The sequence below is a fragment of the Stenotrophomonas nitritireducens genome (assembly GCF_001431425.1).
Taxonomy (GTDB): Bacteria; Pseudomonadota; Gammaproteobacteria; order Xanthomonadales; family Xanthomonadaceae; genus Stenotrophomonas; species Stenotrophomonas nitritireducens.
This window is the reverse complement of sequence record NZ_LDJG01000025.1, coordinates 43,126-62,012: the sequence shown is the minus strand read 5'-3', so window position 1 is coordinate 62,012 and position 18,887 is coordinate 43,126. Positions and strand designations below refer to the sequence as shown.

The 18,887-nt window shown below is 67.5% G+C and carries 16 protein-coding genes; 12 read left to right on the top strand and 4 right to left on the bottom strand.

Translation table 11 applies throughout. The annotated features are described in order from the left end of the window. Window positions 1-391: 391 nt before the first annotated feature. From ABB22_RS14860 to ABB22_RS14850, 3 genes are all read right to left on the bottom strand, one after another. Entirely contained in the window at window positions 392-1,600 is a 1,209-nt protein-coding gene (locus tag ABB22_RS14860) for an acetyl-CoA C-acyltransferase (RefSeq protein WP_055765058.1), read from the bottom strand. Window positions 1,601-1,669: 69 nt separating this feature from the next. Next, complete coding sequence (locus tag ABB22_RS14855; RefSeq protein WP_055765060.1) at window positions 1,670-4,042, bottom strand: 3-hydroxyacyl-CoA dehydrogenase/enoyl-CoA hydratase family protein; 2,373 nt, start codon at window positions 4,040-4,042, stop codon at window positions 1,670-1,672. Between the two features lie 31 nt (window positions 4,043-4,073). Next, complete coding sequence (locus tag ABB22_RS14850) at window positions 4,074-4,727, bottom strand: TetR/AcrR family transcriptional regulator (RefSeq protein ID WP_055765434.1); 654 nt, start codon at window positions 4,725-4,727, stop codon at window positions 4,074-4,076. A gap of 211 nt (window positions 4,728-4,938) precedes the next feature. Between ABB22_RS14850 and ndk the strand changes: the two genes are divergently transcribed. The 11 genes from ndk (at window position 4,939) to guaA (ending at window position 17,258) form a co-directional block, all read left to right on the top strand. Then, window positions 4,939-5,364 carry a nucleoside-diphosphate kinase gene (gene ndk / locus ABB22_RS14845; protein WP_005409295.1) on the top strand — a complete coding sequence of 142 codons (426 nt, stop codon included), beginning with the start codon at window positions 4,939-4,941 and terminating at the stop codon, window positions 5,362-5,364. 23 nt (window positions 5,365-5,387) lie between these two features. Then, window positions 5,388-6,605 carry a dual-specificity RNA methyltransferase RlmN gene (gene rlmN / locus ABB22_RS14840; protein ID WP_055765062.1) on the top strand — a complete coding sequence of 406 codons (1,218 nt, stop codon included), beginning with the start codon at window positions 5,388-5,390 and terminating at the stop codon, window positions 6,603-6,605. Continuing rightward, entirely contained in the window at window positions 6,571-7,392 is an 822-nt protein-coding gene (gene pilW, locus ABB22_RS14835) for a type IV pilus biogenesis/stability protein PilW (RefSeq protein WP_055765064.1), read from the top strand. The genes rlmN and pilW overlap by 35 nt, the downstream gene beginning before the upstream one ends. A gap of 6 nt (window positions 7,393-7,398) precedes the next feature. Beyond that, window positions 7,399-8,262 carry a helix-turn-helix domain-containing protein gene (locus ABB22_RS14830; protein ID WP_055765066.1) on the top strand — a complete coding sequence of 288 codons (864 nt, stop codon included), beginning with the start codon at window positions 7,399-7,401 and terminating at the stop codon, window positions 8,260-8,262. 58 nt (window positions 8,263-8,320) lie between these two features. Beyond that, window positions 8,321-8,962 carry a YfgM family protein gene (locus tag ABB22_RS14825; RefSeq protein ID WP_055765068.1) on the top strand — a complete coding sequence of 214 codons (642 nt, stop codon included), beginning with the start codon at window positions 8,321-8,323 and terminating at the stop codon, window positions 8,960-8,962. Beyond that, the gene (gene bamB / locus ABB22_RS14820; protein ID WP_055765069.1) at window positions 8,962-10,158 is read left to right on the top strand and encodes an outer membrane protein assembly factor BamB; all 1,197 of its coding nucleotides are present in this window, start codon (window positions 8,962-8,964) and stop codon (window positions 10,156-10,158) included. The genes ABB22_RS14825 and bamB overlap by 1 nt, the downstream gene beginning before the upstream one ends. Window positions 10,159-10,170: 12 nt before the next feature. Beyond that, a complete protein-coding gene (gene der / locus ABB22_RS14815) occupies window positions 10,171-11,571 on the top strand; it encodes a ribosome biogenesis GTPase Der (protein ID WP_055765072.1) in 1,401 nt (466 codons plus the stop codon). 250 nt (window positions 11,572-11,821) lie between these two features. Further along, on the top strand, window positions 11,822-12,961 hold the full coding sequence (moeB, locus tag ABB22_RS14810) for a molybdopterin-synthase adenylyltransferase MoeB (RefSeq protein WP_055765438.1): 1,140 nt from the start codon (window positions 11,822-11,824) through the stop codon (window positions 12,959-12,961). A gap of 81 nt (window positions 12,962-13,042) precedes the next feature. Beyond that, complete coding sequence (gene folD, locus ABB22_RS14805; protein ID WP_055765074.1) at window positions 13,043-13,927, top strand: bifunctional methylenetetrahydrofolate dehydrogenase/methenyltetrahydrofolate cyclohydrolase FolD; 885 nt, start codon at window positions 13,043-13,045, stop codon at window positions 13,925-13,927. Window positions 13,928-14,124: 197 nt separating this feature from the next. Beyond that, on the top strand, window positions 14,125-15,582 hold the full coding sequence (gene guaB / locus ABB22_RS14800) for an IMP dehydrogenase (protein WP_055765441.1): 1,458 nt from the start codon (window positions 14,125-14,127) through the stop codon (window positions 15,580-15,582). 110 nt (window positions 15,583-15,692) lie between these two features. Then, complete coding sequence (guaA, locus tag ABB22_RS14795; protein WP_055765076.1) at window positions 15,693-17,258, top strand: glutamine-hydrolyzing GMP synthase; 1,566 nt, start codon at window positions 15,693-15,695, stop codon at window positions 17,256-17,258. 68 nt (window positions 17,259-17,326) lie between these two features. On the opposite strand, the gene ABB22_RS14790 is transcribed toward guaA, so the two are convergent. Next, window positions 17,327-18,190, bottom strand: a complete 864-nt coding sequence (locus ABB22_RS14790) for an AraC family transcriptional regulator (RefSeq protein ID WP_055765082.1) — start codon at window positions 18,188-18,190, stop codon at window positions 17,327-17,329. Window positions 18,191-18,307: 117 nt separating this feature from the next. Between ABB22_RS14790 and ABB22_RS14785 the strand changes: the two genes are divergently transcribed. Continuing rightward, window positions 18,308-18,841: a carboxymuconolactone decarboxylase family protein gene (locus tag ABB22_RS14785; protein ID WP_055765444.1), complete on the top strand. Its 534-nt coding sequence runs from the start codon at window positions 18,308-18,310 to the stop codon at window positions 18,839-18,841. Window positions 18,842-18,887: the final 46 nt, after the last annotated feature.

The window sequence follows — 18,887 nt, the reverse complement described above, 5'->3', positions numbered from 1 at the left end:
CCATGGGGGCTCGATGGCGCCATCCATGGCGCCAACGGTCCTGCAACGGCCCACCCGTCCCGCCTGTCAGGTTTCCTGCGGGCGCGGACGGGAAGGGCGGAATCAAGGGCAGGAGCAAAAGCAAAAAGGCAGCCGATGGCTGCCTTTTCTGTTTCCGCGAGCGTCGAGTCGGGGTCGGATCCCTTTGCGTAGCAAAGGGCTCTGGCCCCGGCCTTTGACCCTGACTTTGCTCACCCCTCCGCCGCGGGAAGGGTGGAAGGGTCGGGTCGGCAGGGCTGCCCGGGACCGTTGGCGCCATCGAGCCCCCATGGATGGGTTCACGGCGTGTCCCGGGCAGCCCTGCCGACCCGGGGCCCGCGCCATGAAGCCCACCGAGGCAACGCCTTGAACCTTACAGCGCCTCGAAAATACCCGCCGCGCCCATGCCGGTGCCGATACACATGGTCACCATGCCGTATTTCTGCTGGCGACGACGCAGGCCGTGCAGCAGCGTCGCAGTGCGGATCGCGCCGGTCGCACCCAGCGGATGGCCCAGGGCGATCGCGCCGCCCAGCGGGTTGACCTTGCCCGGGTCCAGGCCGCAATCGCGGATCACTGCCAGCGACTGCGCGGCGAATGCTTCGTTCAGTTCAATCCAGTCCAGCTGGTCCTGGCTCAGGCCGGCCTGCTTGAGCGCCTTCGGAATCGCGGCGATCGGGCCGATGCCCATCACCTCCGGGCGCACACCGGCCACCGAGAAACTGACGAAGCGGGCCAGCGGGGTCAGGCCGTAGTCCTTGATCGCCTGCTCCGAAGCCAGCAGCACCGCGCCGGCGCCGTCGCTCATCTGCGACGAGTTGCCGGCGGTGACGGTGCCGCCGAACTGGCCGTTGCGGAACACCGGGCGTAGCTTGGCCAGGCCTTCGGCCGAGGAATCCGGGCGCGGTCCTTCGTCGGTATCGGCGATCCTGTTGCGGGTGATGATGCGCTGGCCATCGGCCAGGTCCGGCAGGTGCGAGACGATTTCGTACGGGCTGATTTCGTCCTTGAACTCGCCGTTCTGGATCGCGGCGATGGCCTTCTGGTGCGAGGCCAGGGCGAAGGCGTCCTGGTCTTCGCGCGAGACCTTCCACTCTTCGGCCACCTTCTCGGCGGTGATGCCCATGCCGTAGGCGATGGCGACGTGGTCGTTGTCGAACACGCTCGGTGCCATCGCGATCTTGTTGCCCATCATCGGCACCATCGACATCGACTCGGTGCCGCCGGCCAGCATCAGGTCGGCGTTGCCCAGGCGGATCGCGTCGGCGGCCTGCGCCACGGCCTGCAGGCCGGAGGAGCAGAAGCGGTTCACGGTCTGTGCGGCGATGGTGTTCGGCAGGCCGGCCAGCAGCACGCCGATGCGCGCGACGTTCATGCCCTGCTCGGCTTCCGGCATGGCGCAGCCGATGATCGCGTCATCGATGCGGTTGACGTCCACGCCCGGCGCCTGGGCGACGACGCTGCGCAGCACGTGCGCCAGCATGTCGTCGGGGCGGGTGTTGCGGAACATGCCCTTGGGCGCCTTGCCGACCGGGGTCCGGGTGGCGGCGACGATGTAGGCGTCCTGGATTTGCTTGGTCATTGCGGTGATCTCTTGAATAGGGTTTGGAAGAGGTTGCCGGCCAGCGGCCGGCACTACCGATGTCTTCCGTCAGTTCCGCAGCGGCTTGCCGGTCTTGAGCATGTGCGCGATGCGGGCCTGGGTCTTTTCCTGCTGGGCCAGTTCGACGAAGTGCTTGCGTTCCAGGGTCAGCAGCCACTCTTCGTCCACCAGGGTGCCGCGGTCGACCTTGCCGCCGCACAGCACGGTGGCGATGCGCTCGGCGATCTCGTAGTCGTACGGGCTGATGAAACGGCCTTCCAGCATGTTGACCAGCATCATCTTGAAGGTCGCGATGCCCACGTCGCCGGCGACCTGGATGCGGCGTGCCGGCAGCGGCGGGCGGTAGCCGGCCTTGGCCAGGGCACGCGCTTCGGCCTTGGCGATGTACAGCGCCTCGTAGCTGTTGAACACGACCTTGTCGGTGCCGCGCAGCAGGCCCAGTTCCTTGGCGTTGACCGCCGAGTTGGACACCTTGGCCATCGCCACGGTCTCGAAGGTCTTCTTCAGTTCGGCGAACACGTCGCCACCCGGGCCTGCGGCCTGCGAGGCACGCACGGCCAGTTCCTTCAGGCCGCCACCGGCCGGCAGCAGGCCGACGCCGGCCTCGACCAGGCCGATGTAGCTTTCCAGGAAGGCGACGGTCTTGGCGCTGTGCATCTGGAACTCGCAGCCACCGCCCAGGGCCAGGCCGCGCACCGCGGAAACCACCGGTACCAGCGAGTACTTGATGCGCTGGCTGGTGCGCTGGAAGTTGGCGACCATCGCTTCGAACTGGTCCACCTTGCCGGCCTGCAGCAGGCCCAGCGCTCCGGCCAGGTCGGCGCCGGCGGAGAAGGGTTCCTTCTGCTGCCAGATCACCAGGCCCCGGAAATCCTTCTCGGCGCGGCTGACGCATTCCTGCAGGCCATCGAGCACCTGGTCGGAGACGGTGTTCATCTTGGTCTTGAAGCTGACCACGGCAATGCCGTCGCCGTCGTGCCACATGCGCAGGCCGTCGTTCTCGAACACCGTCTCGCCCGGCGCGAATTTCTCGCCCAGCAGCGGATCCGGGAAGCGCTGGCGCTGGTACACCGGCAGCGACGAACGCGGCAGCTTGGCATTGCGCGACGGGCTGTAGCTGCCCTCGGCGGCGTGCACGCCGTCGCGGCCATCGAACACCCAATCAGGTAGGGGGGCGTTGCTCATGCTCTTGCCGGCGACGATGTCATCGGCGATCCACTGCGCGACCTGCTTCCAGTCGGCGGCCTGCCAGGTTTCGAACGGGCCCAGCGACCAGCCGTAGCCCCAGCGGATGGCCAGGTCCACGTCGCGCGCGGTCTCGGCGATGTCGGCCAGGTGGTAGGCGCTGTAGTGGAACAGGTCGCGGAAGGTCGCCCACAGGAACTGCGCCTGCGGATGCTGGCTCTCGCGCAGTTTGGCGAACTTCTCGGCTGGGTTCCTGATCTTCAGGATCTCGACCACTTCCGGCGCGGCGGTGCGGTCGGCCGGGCGGTAATCCTGCTTTTCCAGGTCCAGCACGACGATGTCCTTGCCGACCTTGCGGAAGATGCCGGCACCGGTCTTCTGGCCCAGCGCGCCCTTGGCGATCAGCGTGTCCAGCCACTTCGGCGACTTGAAGAATTCATGCCACGGGTCATTGGGCAGGGTGTCGCCCATGGTCTTGATGACGTGGGCCATGGTGTCCAGGCCGACCACGTCGGAGGTGCGGTAGGTCGCCGATTTCGGGCGGCCGACCAGCGGGCCGGTCAGACCGTCCACTTCATCGAAGCCCAGACCGAACTGCTGGGTGTGGTGGATGGTGGACAGGATCGAAAACACGCCGATGCGGTTGCCGATGAAGTTCGGGGTGTCCTTGGCATACACCACGCCCTTGCCCAGGGTGGTGACCAGGAATTCTTCCAGGCCTTCGAGCACGGCGGCATCGGTGGTGGTCGCCGGGATCAGCTCGGCCAGGTGCATGTAGCGCGGCGGATTGAAGAAGTGCACGCCGCAGAAGCGATGGCGCAGCTGCTCGGGCAGCACGTCGGCCAGCTTGTTGATGCCCAGGCCCGAGGTGTTGGAGGCCAGCACCGCGTGGTCGGCCACGAACGGCGCGATCTTCTTGTACAGGTCCTGCTTCCAGTCCATGCGCTCGGCAATGGCTTCGATGATCAGGTCGCAGTCCTTCAGCTGCTCCAGGCCGGACTCGTAGTTGGCCGGGGTGATGGCTTCGGCCAGCGATTGGCTGGCCAGCGGCGCCGGGCTCAGCTTGCCCAGGTTGGCGATCGCCTTCAGCACGATGCCGTCGGCCGGGCCTTCCTTGGCGGGAAGGTCGAACAGCACGGTATCGACGCCGGCATTGGTGAGGTGGGCGGCGATCTGGGCACCCATGACGCCGGCACCCAGCACGGCGGCGCGGCGGATCAGCAGGGAATTGGACATGGTGGTGGGCCTTTGTTGGTACCGGGTGGAATCAGGGAGAGGAGGGCGGGGCGGCGCCATGCGCGCTGGCGCGGAATCCGGCCTCGGCGAAATGGATCAGTTCATAGGCGGCCTTGCTGCGGTGGGCGGCTTCACTGATGCCATGCGGGCGCTTGATCAGACCGAAATCGGCCATGGCGTAGGTCAGCGAACCGGCCAGGAAGTCGAGGCGCCAGTACAGTTCTTCCTTGCTCAGGCCGGGCACGCAGATGCCGATGGCCTTGCCGAATTCGCGCAGCACATGGCCGTAGTGGTCGGACAGGAACTTGCGCAGGTTGTCGTTCTTCTCGGCATAGGCGCGGGCGATCACGCGGACGAAGGCACCGCCACTCTGGCGGTCCTGGGCCATGGCCAGCGCCGGCTCGACGAAGGCGGCCAGCACCGCGCGCAGGTCGCCAGGGTGGGTGGCGCGGGCCTGCTCCAGCTGGTCCAGGCGGGCGGCGGTCATCTCGTCCATGCGCCGGCGGAACACCTCGTTGACCAGGTTCTCCTTGGACCCGAAGTGGTAGTTGACCGCGGCGATGTTGACGTCGGCGTGGCTGGTCACCTGCCGCAGCGAGGTGCCGGCGAAGCCGTACTGGGCGAACAGTTCCTCGGCGGCGCCGAGGATGCGGTCCTTGGTGGAGAAGCTGGCGGGTTTGCCCATGGCGATGAAGTCAATCAAACGATTGTTTGGATGCTACGCCCGGCGGATTGGTCTCGTCATGCTGCTTTGCAGCATCATTCATCTGCCGCTGTGCAAAGCCCCGGGGCACCCGGTAGAATTAGCCACCGCAATTCAGGCTAAGCCCGCGTCCGCACGCGGGTTTTTTTCATGTACCCTCGGGCCAGACCGGCCCCAAATCCGGAGAATTCCCATGGCGCTGGAGCGCACTCTTTCCATCATCAAGCCCGATGCCGTCGCCAAGAACGTGATCGGCGAGATCTACGCCCGCTTCGAGAAGGCCGGCCTGAAGGTCGTGGCCGCCAAGTACAAGCAGCTCTCGCGCCGCGAAGCCGAAGGCTTCTACGCCGTGCACCGCGAGCGTCCGTTCTTCAACGCGCTGGTCGAGTTCATGATCTCCGGCCCGGTGATGATCCAGGCTCTGGAAGGCGAGAACGCCGTGCTGGCCCACCGCGACCTGCTGGGCGCAACCAACCCGAAGGAAGCCGCGCCGGGCACCATCCGCGCCGACTTCGCCGAATCCATCGACGCCAACGCCGCCCACGGCTCGGACTCGGTCGAGAACGCCGCGATCGAAATCGCCTACTTCTTCGCCGCCACCGAAGTGGTTTCGCGCTGAGCAGCAAGTAGAAGGTTGAAGCCGTGAACGAGGTCGTACAGTCCCCCGCCATCCAGCCGCTGCCGAAGTCGGTGCCCGCGGCTGGCAAGCAGAACCTGCTCGACCTTGATCGCGCGGGCCTGGAAAAGTTCTTCGTCGAGACCCTCGGCGAGCAGAAATTCCGTGCCCACCAGGTGATGAAGTGGATCCACCATCGCTACGTCACCGATTTCGACCAGATGACCGACCTCGGCAAGTCGCTGCGCGCCAAGCTGCAGCAGCATGCCGAGGTCGTCGTCCCGAACATCGTGTTTGACAAGCCCTCCGCCGACGGCACCCACAAGTGGTTGCTGGCGATGGGCGTGGATGGCAAGAACGCCATCGAAACCGTCTACATCCCGGACAAGACCCGCGGCACGCTGTGCGTGTCTTCGCAGGTTGGTTGCGGCTTGAACTGCACCTTCTGTTCGACCGCGACCCAGGGTTTCAACCGCAACTTGACCACCGCCGAAATTATCGGCCAGGTGTGGGTTGCCGCCCGTCATCTGGGCAATGTGCCGCATCAGATGCGCCGCCTCACCAATGTGGTGATGATGGGCATGGGCGAGCCGTTGATGAATTTCGACAATGTCATCCGCGCCATGAGCATCATGCGCGATGACCTGGGTTATGGCCTGGCCAACAAGCGCGTGACCCTGTCCACGTCCGGCCTGGTACCGCAGATCGACCGCCTGTCGGTCGAGAGCGATGTGTCGCTGGCGGTATCGCTGCATGCGCCGAACGACGAGCTGCGCGAGACGCTGGTGCCGCTCAACAAGAAATACCCGATCGCCGAGCTGATGGCCTCCTGCGCGCGTTACCTGCGCGGCAACAAGAAGCGCGACTCGGTGACCTTCGAATACACCCTGATGAAGGGCATCAACGACCAGCCCGAGCACGCCCGCCAGCTGGCGCGGCTGATGCGCCAGTTCGATAACGCGGTGCAGGCCAAGGATTCGGGCAAGGTCAACCTGATTCCGTTCAACCCATTCCCCGGCACCCGCTACGAGCGTTCTGACGAAGAGCAGATCCGCGCCTTCCAGAAGATCCTGCTCGACGCGCAGGTGCTGACCATGGTGCGGCGTACCCGCGGCGACGACATCGACGCCGCCTGCGGCCAGCTCAAGGGGCAGGTGATGGACCGCACCCGCCGCCAGGCCGAGTTCAACCGCCTGCTGCAGGCACAGGATGCGCTCCCGGCACAAAGGGACGCGCTTGGCTGAGCGCCTGCTCGCGTCGGTGCTGATCCTGCTGCTGCTCGGCGGTTGCGGGCATGGCGCCAAGGCGACCAAGGTCCGCTGGGACCAGCAGATGGCACAGCCGTTCGACGTGCACGATGACCGGCAGGTGCGTACGCGCCTGCGCTACCAGGAGTTGCTGCGGCTGGCCGGAGACCGGTTCGGTCGCGGCGAACTGGATGCCGCTTTCAATCACGCCCGTTCGGCGCAGAAGCTCGAGCCAGCCAATCCCGCGGCCTACACGATGCAGGCGGTGGTCGAGGGGCGGCGCGGCAGGATGGAAGCCGCGGGCGAGCTGTATCGTCGCGCCGCGGAGCTGGCGCCCCGGCAAGGGGATGTATTGAACAACTACGGTGCCTGGCTGTGCGCCAGCGGGCACCCGGCCGAGGCCCTGGTCTGGTTCGACCGCGCGGTGGCCGACCCCGGCTACCAGGAGCAGCGGGCCGATGCATTGGCCAACGCCGGTGGCTGCGCGCTGGATGCGGGGCAGCGCGAGCGGGCCGGGCAGAATCTGCGGCAGGCGCTCGAGCTGGCACCGGACAACGCCTATGCGCTGGAGTCCATGGCGCGCAGCGAGTTCCAGCAAGGGCGGTATTTCGAGGCACGGGCTTTCTATCAGAGGCGCCTTGCGGCTGCGCCGGCCACGGTTTCCGTGTTACAACTTGCCATTCAGATAGAAGAACGGCTGGGCGACAGGAGTGCCGTCGGCCGATACCAGCAGCGGTTGCGCGAGGAATTTCCTGCAGGCGCAACCCCGAATTCCCAGGGCTGATGCATTGTGAGCAATGATCCGGGTATGAACGCTTTTGAGGGGGCGGTGGGTTGCGGGGAGCAGCTTCGCCGGGCGCGCGAAGCGGCGGGTCTTTCGGTGGCGGATGTCGCCGGGCGGTTGCACATGCCGGTGCAGGTAGTCGCTGCACTGGAGGAAGAGCAATGGGAGCGGCTGGGGGCGCCGGTCTTCGTGCGCGGCCAGCTGCGCAGCTATGCGCGGCTGCTGGGCGTCGACTTGGGGGGGCTCCTGCAGCAGGCGCGGATCGCGCCGGTCGAGCCGCCCAGGCTGGTCAGTCATACGCATACGCCGCGCGTCCGCCGGCTGGCCGAGAGCCTCGGTCGCCGGGCGGTGTACGTGGTCATCACCGCCGTGCTCGCGGTGCCGGTGTGGTACGCCTTCCAGAGCAAGTTCGGAGATGCCCCGCCCAGCACCGCATCGCTGGACGTGGTGCCGGATGCGGCGTCGTTGGCGGCCGCGCAGCATGCCGGCGGTACGGCCGCGGATGAAACCGCGGCGCGCCCAGCGCCCGAGCGCGCGCCTTACATCGCTTCGATGGCGCCGCTCGCGCGGCAGGCGGCGGAGCCGCAGGCTGCCGTGGCATCGCCGGGCCTGGCCCTGGAGTTCCGTGGCGACAGCTGGGTGGAGGTCTCCGCGCCCGACGGTTCCATCGTCGAGAAGGCGCTGGTCCGGGCCGGTGAGAAGCGCGGTTATGCGGCTGGTCAGGTCGGACGCATGAAAGTAGGCAACGCCTCGGAGGTCGACTTCCGCCAGAACGGTGGCAGCATCGATCTGGCGCCGTATACAAGCGGTAATAATGTGGCCCGCTTTACGGTATCCTCTGACGGCTCCGTGGCGCCGGTTTCGCACTGAAACAAGCGCAGATCAAAACAACAAGGCTCCCCCGGCAGGATTGGAGCGAGAGTTACGCATGGCGATTGACGACCTGCTCGACGAGCATGAACAAGGCGAACGTGTCCGCACCTGGCTGCGCCAGAACGGCGCTGGAATCATTGGCGGAGTAGTGCTTGCGCTGGCCGTGATCGGCGGCTGGAGGTGGTGGCAGAACGAGCAGGTGGGCAGGCTGGCCGAAGCCAACAGCCGCTACGATGCCGTTTCCCGCAGCCTGCAGTCCAAAAATCTGGACGAGGCGGTCAAGGAAGTGGCGGCGCTGGAAGGCAGCAAGGCCGGTATCTATGCCGATCTGGCAGCGCTGGAGCTGGCCAAGGCGCAGGTCGAGGCCGGCAAGAACGAGGACGCGATCAAGACCCTGCGCGGGTTGAAGGTCGAGGGCGAGTTCAAGACGCTGATCGACCAGCGCATCGCCCGCCTGCTGGTCGAGACCGGCAAGCCGGCCGACGCGCTGGCGCTGCTCGGCAATGCCGACGACAGCGCGGGCCTGGAGATCCGTGGCGACGCACTGGTGGCGCAGGACAAGCGCGAAGAGGCGCGCGACCTGTACGCGCAGTCGCTGGCCAAGCTCGACGTGGCCGCTCCGCAACGCCGCCTGCTCGAAATCAAGCTGATGGACGCCGGCGGTACCGTCGCCGATCCTGCGGCGGAGAAGATCTGATGAAACTCAAGCATGTCGCGGGCATCGCGCTGGTCGCGGTGGCGCTGAGTGGTTGCTCGACGGTGAAGGGCTGGTTCGCCGGCAAGGACGCCGAGGCCAAGAAGGCGCTGGAACCGGCTGAACTGGTCAAGTTCGAACCCACCCTCAAGGTCGGCAGGATCTGGTCGGCAAACGTTGGCAAGGGTGAAGGCCGGATCGGTGTGCGCCAGGTTCCGGCCGTGGCCGATGGCCGCGTTTATGCCGCCGCGGTGGAGGGTGGGGTGCACGCGCTCGACCTGCAGACCGGCAAGCAGATCTGGGAATACAAGCCGGCCAAGGAAAAGAAGAAGGCCAAGCTGCGCCTTTCCGGTGGCCCGGGCGTGGGCGATGGCCTGGTCGTGATCGGCACGCTGGATGGGCAGGTGATCGCGCTCGACGCGGCCGATGGCAGCGAGAAATGGCGCGCGCGCGTGCCGGGCGAAGTGATCACCGCGCCTGCGGTGGCGCAGGGCATGGTGTTCGTGCGCAGCAACGACGGCCGCACCACGGCGCTGGATGCCGCCAGCGGCGAGCGTCGCTGGTTCAATGCGCAGGAGCTGCCTTCGCTCACCGTCCGCGGCAACGCGCCGGTGGTGGCCGGCCCGGGCGTACTGTTCGTCGGCAACGATGACGGCACGCTCAGCGCGCTGGCGATGCAGGACGGCCGCCCGCTGTGGGAACAGACCATCGGTACGCCGGAAGGCCGCACCGAGCTGGAGCGCATGGCCGACGTCGATGGCGCGCCGGTGCTGGAAGGCAACAACCTGTATGTGACCAGCTTCAAGAACGAGACCATGGCGATCGAGGGCCCGAGCGGCCGTCCGCTGTGGTCACGCGATCACGGCGGCGGCGGCGGCGTGGCGGTGTCGTCCGGTAATGTCGTCGTGACCGACGGCAAGGGCACGGTCTTCGGCCTGGACAAGACCTCCGGTTCGGCGATGTGGTCGCAGCAGGCGCTGGCACGGCGTTCGGTGACCGGTCCGGCGATCCAGGGCGACTATGTCGTGGTCGGCGACTACAAGGGTTACCTGCACTGGCTGCATCTGGGCGACGGCGCCCTGGCCGCCCGCGAAAGAAGCGGGCGCGACCGGGTGATCGCGCAACCCATCGTCGCCGACGGCGTTCTGCTGGTGCAGAACGTGGACGGCAAGCTGACCGCCTGGCGGTTGGCGAATTAAGGAGTCCTAGCGATGCTGCCTTTGGTCGCCCTGGTTGGACGGCCGAATGTCGGCAAGTCCACCATCTTCAATGCCTTGACGCGTACGCGTGACGCCCTGGTCCACGACCAGCCCGGCGTCACCCGCGACCGCAATTACGGCGTGTGCCGGCTCGACGAGGACAATCCGTTCCTGATCGTCGACACCGGCGGCATCGCCGAAGAGGAAGAAGGCCTGGCCGGCGCCACCGCGCGCCAGGCCCGCGCCGCCGCCGCCGAGGCGGACCTGATCCTGTTCGTGGTCGATGCCCGCGACGGCACCTCGGCGCTGGACGACGAGATCCTGTCCTGGCTGCGCAAGCTGTCGCGTCCCACGCTGCTGCTGATCAACAAGATCGACGGCACCGACGAGGATGCGGTGCGCTCGGAATTCGCGCGCTACGGTTTCGGCGAGATGCTCACGGTTTCGGCCGCGCATCGGCAGGGGCTGGACGATCTACTGGCGGAAGTCCTCGAACGCCTGCCGGAAGAAGGCACGGCCGAGACCCTGGACAACGACCCGGCGCGCGTGCGCATCGCCTTCGTCGGCCGTCCCAACGTCGGCAAGTCCACGCTGGTGAACCGCCTGCTGGGCGAGGAGCGCATGATCGCCTCCGACGTGCCCGGCACCACCCGCGATTCGATCTCGGTGGACCTGGAGCGCGACGGGCGCCTGTACCGCCTGATCGACACCGCCGGCCTGCGCCGCAAGTCGCGCGTGGACGAGGTCGTCGAGAAGTTCTCGGTGGTCAAGACGCTGCGCTCGATCGAGGAATGCCAGGTCGCGGTGCTGATGCTCGATGCCAGCGAGGGCGTCACCGACCAGGATGCCAGCGTGCTTGGCGCCGTGCTCGATGCCGGGCGGGCGCTGGTGATCGCGATCAACAAGTGGGACGGGCTGACCGACTACCAGCGCGAGCAGGCCGAGACCCTGCTGTCGCTCAAGCTCGGCTTCGTGCCCTGGGCCGAGGTGGTGCGCATTTCCGCCAAGCATGGCTCGGGCCTGCGCGAACTGTTCCGCGCGGTACATCGCGCGCACGCTTCGGCCACGCACGAGTTCAGCACCAGCGAAGTGAACAAGGCGCTGGAAATCGCCTACGAGAGCAACCCGCCGCCGAGCATCCGCGGCCATGTCTCCAAGCTGCGCTACGTGCACCCGGGCGGCACCAATCCGCCGACCTTCATCGTGCACGGCACGCGCCTGAAGGAGTTGCCGGATTCCTACAAGCGCTATCTGGAAAATTTCTTCCGCAAGCGCTTCAAACTGGTGGGCACGCCGGTGACCTTCCTGTTCCGCGAGGGCGCCAATCCCTACGAGGGCAAGAAGAACGTGCTGACCGAGCGCCAGGTCAAGGCCAAGCGGCGCCTGATGAAACACGTGAAAGGTCGAAAGTGATCACGCAGGGGCGGCCGCAGGGCCGCCCTTCTGTTTGCCGCCGCCATCGACGGCGGCCGCTCTTCTGGCTACGCCACGACGGCGTTTTGGCGCCAATCCGGGCTGGCGCGCGGCCATGCGCCTGGGCATTGCCGCGCAACTCCGTAATGCCGCATCGCCGCTGTCGAACATCACTGCCGGCGGCTTTCATGCGTCGCGGATGATGGGATGAATCCCGACCTGCGGGCAAGGCATGGCCGATAATCCGGCCATGAGCATTCGCGAACTGACACCGGAACAGGCCCGTGCCCGCCAGTTGGCCGGCGCGGTGGTGATCGACGTGCGGCAGGCGCACGAACGCGCCGGCGGCATGGCCGAAGGCGCGCGCGGGGTGGCCATGGGCGAGTTGCTGGCCGATCCCTCCCTCTCACTGCCGTCGCTGGAGCAGGAGATCGTTCTGATCTGCCAGAGCGGCAGGCGTTCAGCGGATGCGGCAACTGCGCTGCTGGCCGCTGGCTATACGCGTCTGGCGTCGGTCCTGGGCGGAACGGCCGCATGGCGTGCGGCGGGATTGCCGCTGGTGCGGCCCGGGGCCGATGACGCCGAGTGCGATTTCCACGACCGTTATTCGCGGCACCTGCTGCTGCCGCAGGTGGGCGAGGCCGGGCAGCGGCGCCTGCAGCGCTCGCGCGTGCTGGTCGTCGGTGCCGGTGGCCTGGGCGCGCCGGCGGCGTTCTACCTGGCCGCGGCCGGGGTGGGGCGGCTGCGCATCGTCGATGACGACGTGGTGGAGCGCAGCAACCTGCATCGCCAGATCATCCATGTCGACGCGGCGACGGGTTGCGCCAAGGTCGATTCGGCGCGCGAGCGCCTGCTCGCGTTGAATCCGCACATCGAGGTGGAGGCGATCCAGGAGCGGGTGACGTCGGGCAACGTCGATGCATTGATGGACGGCGTGGACGTAGTGCTGGATGGTTCGGACAACTTCCCGCTGCGCTACCTGCTCAACGATGCCTGCATCAAGCATGCGCGGCCGCTGGTGTACGCCGCGATCGAGCGTTTCGACGGCCAGGTGTGCGTGTTCGACGCCGGCCGCCGCCGCGGACAGGCGCCGTGCTACCGCTGCCTGTTCCCCGAACCGCCGCCGCCGGAGTTCGCGCCCAACTGCGCCGAGGCCGGCGTGCTCGGCGTGCTGCCGGGGCTGGCCGGGGTGATGCAGGCCACCGAGGTGCTCAAACTGCTGCTGGACGTGGGCGAGCCCCTGGCCGGGCGCCTGCTGCGCTTCGATGCGCTGGGCATGCGCTTCCGCGAGACGCGCGTGCATCCGGATCCGGATTGTCCGCTGTGCGCGCCGGGTCGCGCATTCCCGGGCTACATCGACTACGCCGCGTTCTGCGCCCACCGCGGTTGATCGCGGCTGGCGGACGCGCCGCAGGGTGTCGTGCCGCGTCGAATCGGGGACAATAGCCAACCCGTTCCCGCCCCCACGCCCATGACCCTGCCTGCCGAAGCCTCCGCGGCGACTTCCCGCATCCTCGACGGCCGCCGCATCGCCGAGGAACTGCTCGACGACCTGAAGCTTCGGGTGGACGCGCGCATCGCGGCCGGGCGTTCGCGGCCGGGGCTGGCGGTGGTGCTGGTCGGCGGCGATCCGGCCTCGGCGGTATACGTGCGCAACAAGCGGCGCGCGGCCGAGAAGGTCGGCATCGAGGCCTTCGACCACGATCTGCCCGAAGGCACCACCGAGGCGCAGCTGTTGGACCTGATCGACCAGCTCAACGCCGACCCGAAGATCCACGGCATCCTGATCCAGCTGCCGCTGCCGGGCATCCCCGATGCCAACCGGCTGATCCAGCGCATCGACCCGCGCAAGGACGTGGACGGCTTCCACCCGCAGAACGTCGGGCACCTGGCGCTGCGCGAATTCGGCCTGCGTCCGTGCACGCCGCGCGGCATCATCACCCTGCTGTCGCATACCGACCAGCCGGTGCGCGGCCGCAACGCGACCATCGTCGGGGTCAGCAACCACGTTGGCCGGCCGATGGGTCTGGAGCTGCTGATCGCCGGCTGCACCGTCACCAGCTGCCACAAGTTCACCCCGCGCGCCGAGCTGGAGCGGGCGGTGCGCAACGCCGACATCCTGGTGGTGGCGGTGGGCATCCCGCAGCTGGTGCCGGGCGAGTGGGTCAAGCCGGGCGCGGTGGTGATCGACGTCGGCATCAACCGGCTGGACGACGGCCGCCTGGTCGGCGACGTCGGCTTCGAAGCGGCGTCCCGCCACGCCAGCTGGATCACCCCGGTGCCGGGCGGCGTCGGCCCGATGACGGTGGCCACGCTGATGCAGAACACCATCGAAGCGGCCGAAGCGGCGGGCTGAACCGGCCCGTGTACTGCCGGCCGCTGGCCGGCAGCCTCATGAGCCGCGGCGCTGTTTGCGGGTGCCGGCCAGCGGTGGCACGGCCTGCTTACCCCTGAACGGCATATGCCGGCGCGACACTGCGTCGCACCGGCCCCCTGCCATCGGCGCCCGAACAAGGGTAAAATGACGCGCTTCCCCACATCTCGGGTATGCCGATGCTGCGCATCCAGGCTGAAGCACTGACCTACGACGACGTTTCGCTCGTCCCCGCCCACTCCACGATCCTGCCCAAGGATGTCGATCTCGGCACGCGCCTGACCCGCGACCTGCGGCTGAAGCTGCCGATCGTCTCGGCGGCCATGGATACGGTCACCGAATCGCGCCTGGCCATCGCCATGGCCCAGCTCGGCGGCATCGGCATCATCCACAAGAACCTGTCGCTGGAGCAGCAGGCGGCGGAAGTGGCCAAGGTCAAGAAATTCGAGTCCGGCGTGATCCGCGACCCGATCACGGTCGGTCCGGAAACCAGCATCCGCGAGGTGCTGGCGCTGACCCAGGCGCACAACATCTCCGGCGTGCCGGTGGTGGGCAGCGACGGCCTGCTGGCCGGTATCGTGACCCATCGCGACATGCGCTTCGAGACCGAGCTGGACGATCCGGTCCGCCACATCATGACCAAGAAGGACCGCCTGGTCACGGTGAAGGAAGGCGCGGCCTCGGACGAAGTGCTGTCGCTGCTGCACAGGAACCGCATCGAGAAGGTGCTGGTGGTCAACGACGCGTTCGAACTGCGCGGCCTGATCACCGTCAAGGACATCCAGAAGAAGACCGACAACCCGAACGCGGCCAAGGACGCGGCCACGCGCCTGCTGGTCGGCGCTGCGGTAGGTGTCGGCGGCGACACCGATCGCCGCGTCGAGGCGCTGGTCGCTGCCGGCGTGGACGTGCTGGTGGTCGATACCGCCCACGGCCATTCGCAGGGCGTGCTGGACCGCGTGAGCTGGGTGAAGAAGCACTTCCCGCACGTGCAGGTCGTCGGCGGCAACATCTGCACCGGCGAAGCGGCATTGGCGCTGCTGGACTGCGGCGCGGACGCGGTCAAGGTCGGCATCGGCCCGGGCTCTATCTGCACCACGCGCGTGGTCGCCGGCGTCGGCGTGCCGCAGGTCACCGCGATCGACCTGGTCGCCGAGGCGCTGCAGGACCGCATCCCGCTGATCGCCGACGGCGGCATCCGCTATTCCGGCGACATCGGCAAGGCGCTGGCCGCCGGCGCATCGACGGTGATGATCGGCGGCCTGCTGGCCGGTACCGAGGAGTCGCCGGGCGAGACCGAGCTGTTCCAGGGGCGCTCCTACAAGAGCTACCGCGGCATGGGCTCGCTGGCGGCGATGGAGAAGGGGTCCAAGGACCGCTACTTCCAGGACGCGGCCACCGCCGACAAGCTGGTGCCGGAGGGCATCGAAGGCCGCGTGCCATACCGCGGCCCGGTCGGCGGCATCATCCACCAGCTGATCGGTGGCCTGCGCGCGACCATGGGCTATGTGGGCTGCGGCACCATCGAAGACATGCGCAGCAAGCCGAAGTTCGTGAAGATCAGCGGCGCCGGCCAGCGTGAGAGCCACGTCCACGACGTGCAGATCACCAAGGAACCGCCGAACTACCGCGCCTGACGCGGGACGAGCGAAGAGGAACGAGGACCCGTGTCCCGTTCCTCTTTCTCTATACGCCGCCGGCATCCGCATCGCCCCGTTTCCCGACTCATCGATCCGCTCCAGGCCCCATGACCACCATCCACAACGACAAGATCCTCATCCTCGATTTCGGCGCCCAGTACACGCAGCTGATCGCGCGCCGCATCCGCGAGTTCGGCGTGTATTGCGAAATCTGGGCGTGGGACCACGATCCGGCCGAGATCGCCGCGTTCGGCGCCAAGGGCATCATCCTGTCCGGCGGCCCGGAATCGACCACGGAGGCCGGCGCTCCGGCCGCGCCGCAGGAAGTGTTCGACAGCGGCCTGCCGCTGCTGGGCATCTGCTACGGCCTGCAGACCATGGCCAAGCAGTTGGGCGGCGGCACCGAAGCTGCCGACCAGCGCGAGTTCGGCCATGCCGAGGTGAAGCTGCTCGGCAACGACGCACTGCTCGGCGGCCTGTCCGACCACAACGGCGAGCCGCGCCTGGACGTGTGGATGAGCCACGGCGATCACGTCACCCACGTGCCGCCGGGCTTCACCATCACCGCCGTCACCGACCGCATTCCGGTGGCCGCGATGGCCAACGAAGACAAGCGCTGGTACGGCGTGCAGTTCCACCCGGAAGTGACCCACACCAGGCAGGGCTCGGCGCTGCTGAAGCGCTTCGTCACCGATATCTGCGGCTGCGCCACGCTGTGGACCGCGGCCAACATCATCGACGACCAGATCGCCCGCGTGCGCGAGCAGGTTGGCAGCGATGAGGTGATCCTTGGCCTGTCCGGCGGTGTCGATTCGTCGGTCGTGGCCGCGCTGCTGCACAGGGCCATCGGCGCCCAGCTGACCTGCGTGTTCGTCGACACCGGCCTGCTGCGCTTCCAGGAAGGCGACCAGGTCATGCAGATGATGGCCGATAACATGGGCGTCAAGGTCGTGCGCGTGAACGCGGCCGACCGTTACTTCAAGGCGCTGGAAGGCGTCAGCGATCCGGAAGCCAAGCGCAAGATCATCGGCAACCTGTTCGTCGAGATCTTCGACGAAGAGTCGAACAAGCTCAGCAACGCCAAGTGGCTGGCACAGGGCACCATCTATCCGGACGTGATCGAGTCGGCCGGTAGCAAGACCGGCAAGGCCCACGTCATCAAGAGCCACCACAATGTGGGCGGCCTGCCGGAAGACATGAAGCTCAAACTAGTTGAGCCGCTGCGCGAGCTGTTCAAGGACGAAGTGCGTCGTCTCGGCGTCGAACTCGGCTTGCCGCGGACCATGGTCTACCGCCACCCGTTCCCGGGCCCGGGCCTGGGCGTGCGTATCCTCGGCGAAGTGAAGCGCGAGTACGCCGAACTGCTGGGCAAGGCCGATGCGATCTTCATCGAGGAACTGCGTGCGGCTGATCTGTATGACAAGACCAGCCAGGCGTTTGCCGTGTTCCTGCCGGTCAAGTCGGTGGGCGTGGTGGGCGATGCACGTGCCTACGAGTGGGTGATCGCACTGCGTGCGGTCGAAACCATCGACTTCATGACCGCGCATTGGGCGCACCTGCCGTACGACTTCCTCGGCCGCGTCTCCAACCGCATCATCAACGAGCTGCGCGGCGTCTCGCGCGTGGTCTACGACATTTCCGGCAAGCCGCCGGCGACGATCGAGTGGGAATAAGGCGGACTCCCGGGACCTGAGTCGCCATGCGCATGGCAGTGCCGCCGTCGAGCCGGATGGCGGCGCTTTCAAGGCATGTGCCGGGCCAGCCATTCCCGCGGTGAGAAGCCCACCCGCGCCGAGAAGGCGCGCGACAGCGCCGAGGGGTTCGCATAGCCGAGCTCCTCGGCCAGCAGCTTGATGGGGCGGCCTTCGCGCAGCCGGTTCTGTGCCAGCGCGATGCGCCAGCCGCCGAGGTAGTCGGCGGGGGTCTGGCCGACCCGTTCGCGGAAGGTGTTGGCGAATGCGGTACGCGACATGCCGGCGTGCCCGGCCATGCGCTCCAGTGTCCATGATTCGCCGGGATGGTCGTGCATCGCCACCAGGGCGCGCGCCAGGCGGGGGTCGGACAGCCCGGTGATCAGCCCGGGGCGGATGCCCGCCTGCTGCGGGTGATCCAGCAGCCAGCGCAGCAGCTGCAGCACCACCACTTCGAACAGGCGGTCGGCGAGCAGCCGCTGCCCGCAGCGCACGCGGTCGGTCTCGGCGAACAGCAGTTCCAGCGCCATCCCGAGCCCGTCGACCTGCGCCAGGGGCAGGGCGATCAAGGGCGGCAGCGCGCGCGCCAGGGGGTTCTCCGGTCCCCCGTCGAAGATCAGCCGCGCGCAGGTGAAGTCGGCGCCCTCCGCGGGAGGATTGTGGAACCGATGGGTGAACGGACGCGGATAGAACAGCAGCGTCGGTTCGTCGAAGTGCATGCGGCGCGGAACCTCCCGCGACGAGGGATGGCTCAGTTCCAGCCGGCCGCGGCGCAGCACGTGCAGATAGCCATTGCCCTCGCTGGCATCGAAGCGCTGGAGTCCGCACAGTGCGCCGGAGTGATGCAGCCTGGCCTGCACGCGGAATCGTCCCAGCAGGCTGGAGAGACGGTCGATGGGGACAGGGGGCTGCATGGGTACGGATTGATCTCTTTTGTGTATGAAAGGTATCCAATCATACGGGTGATCTGCGGATACTGCCTCCCACCGGCGATACCTGGCCGGTTCGGAATGTCCCCCAAGGAGATCGGCATGTCCCGCGTCAACCTCGAATCCAATCAGCTTCCCGCCGCCAGCCAGCCGTTGCTGGCGCAGATCCACCAGGCCTTCGGCGCCACGCCGAACATGTTCAAGGCCGTGGCCAATTCCCCTGCCGCCCTGCAGAGCATGTGGAGCGCTTTCGGTGCGCTGGGGCGCGGCAGCCTGGGCGGCAGGCTGGGCGAGCAGATCGCCGTGGCGATCGCCAACCGCAACCGCTGCGAGTACTGCCTGGCGGCCCACACCGTGCTGGGCCAGAACGCCGGTGCGAGTCCTGCCGAAATGGCGGCCGCCCAGGTGGGGCAGTCCGCCGACGCGCGGACGGCGGCGGCGCTGGCCTTCGCGCTGAAGGTGGTGGAACAGCGCGCCCAGGTCGGCGCCGCCGATGTGGAACAGTTGCGCAGCGCCGGCTTCGGCGACGCCCAGATCGTCGAGATCATGGCCCATGTCGCGCTGAATCTTTTCACCAACTACGTCAATGTCGCGCTGGACGTTCCCGTGGATTTCCCCTCGGTCGCGCTGAAGTGAAACGTGCGGGCCTGCCGCTCACGCGGCAGGCCCGGCGGCATCGGCG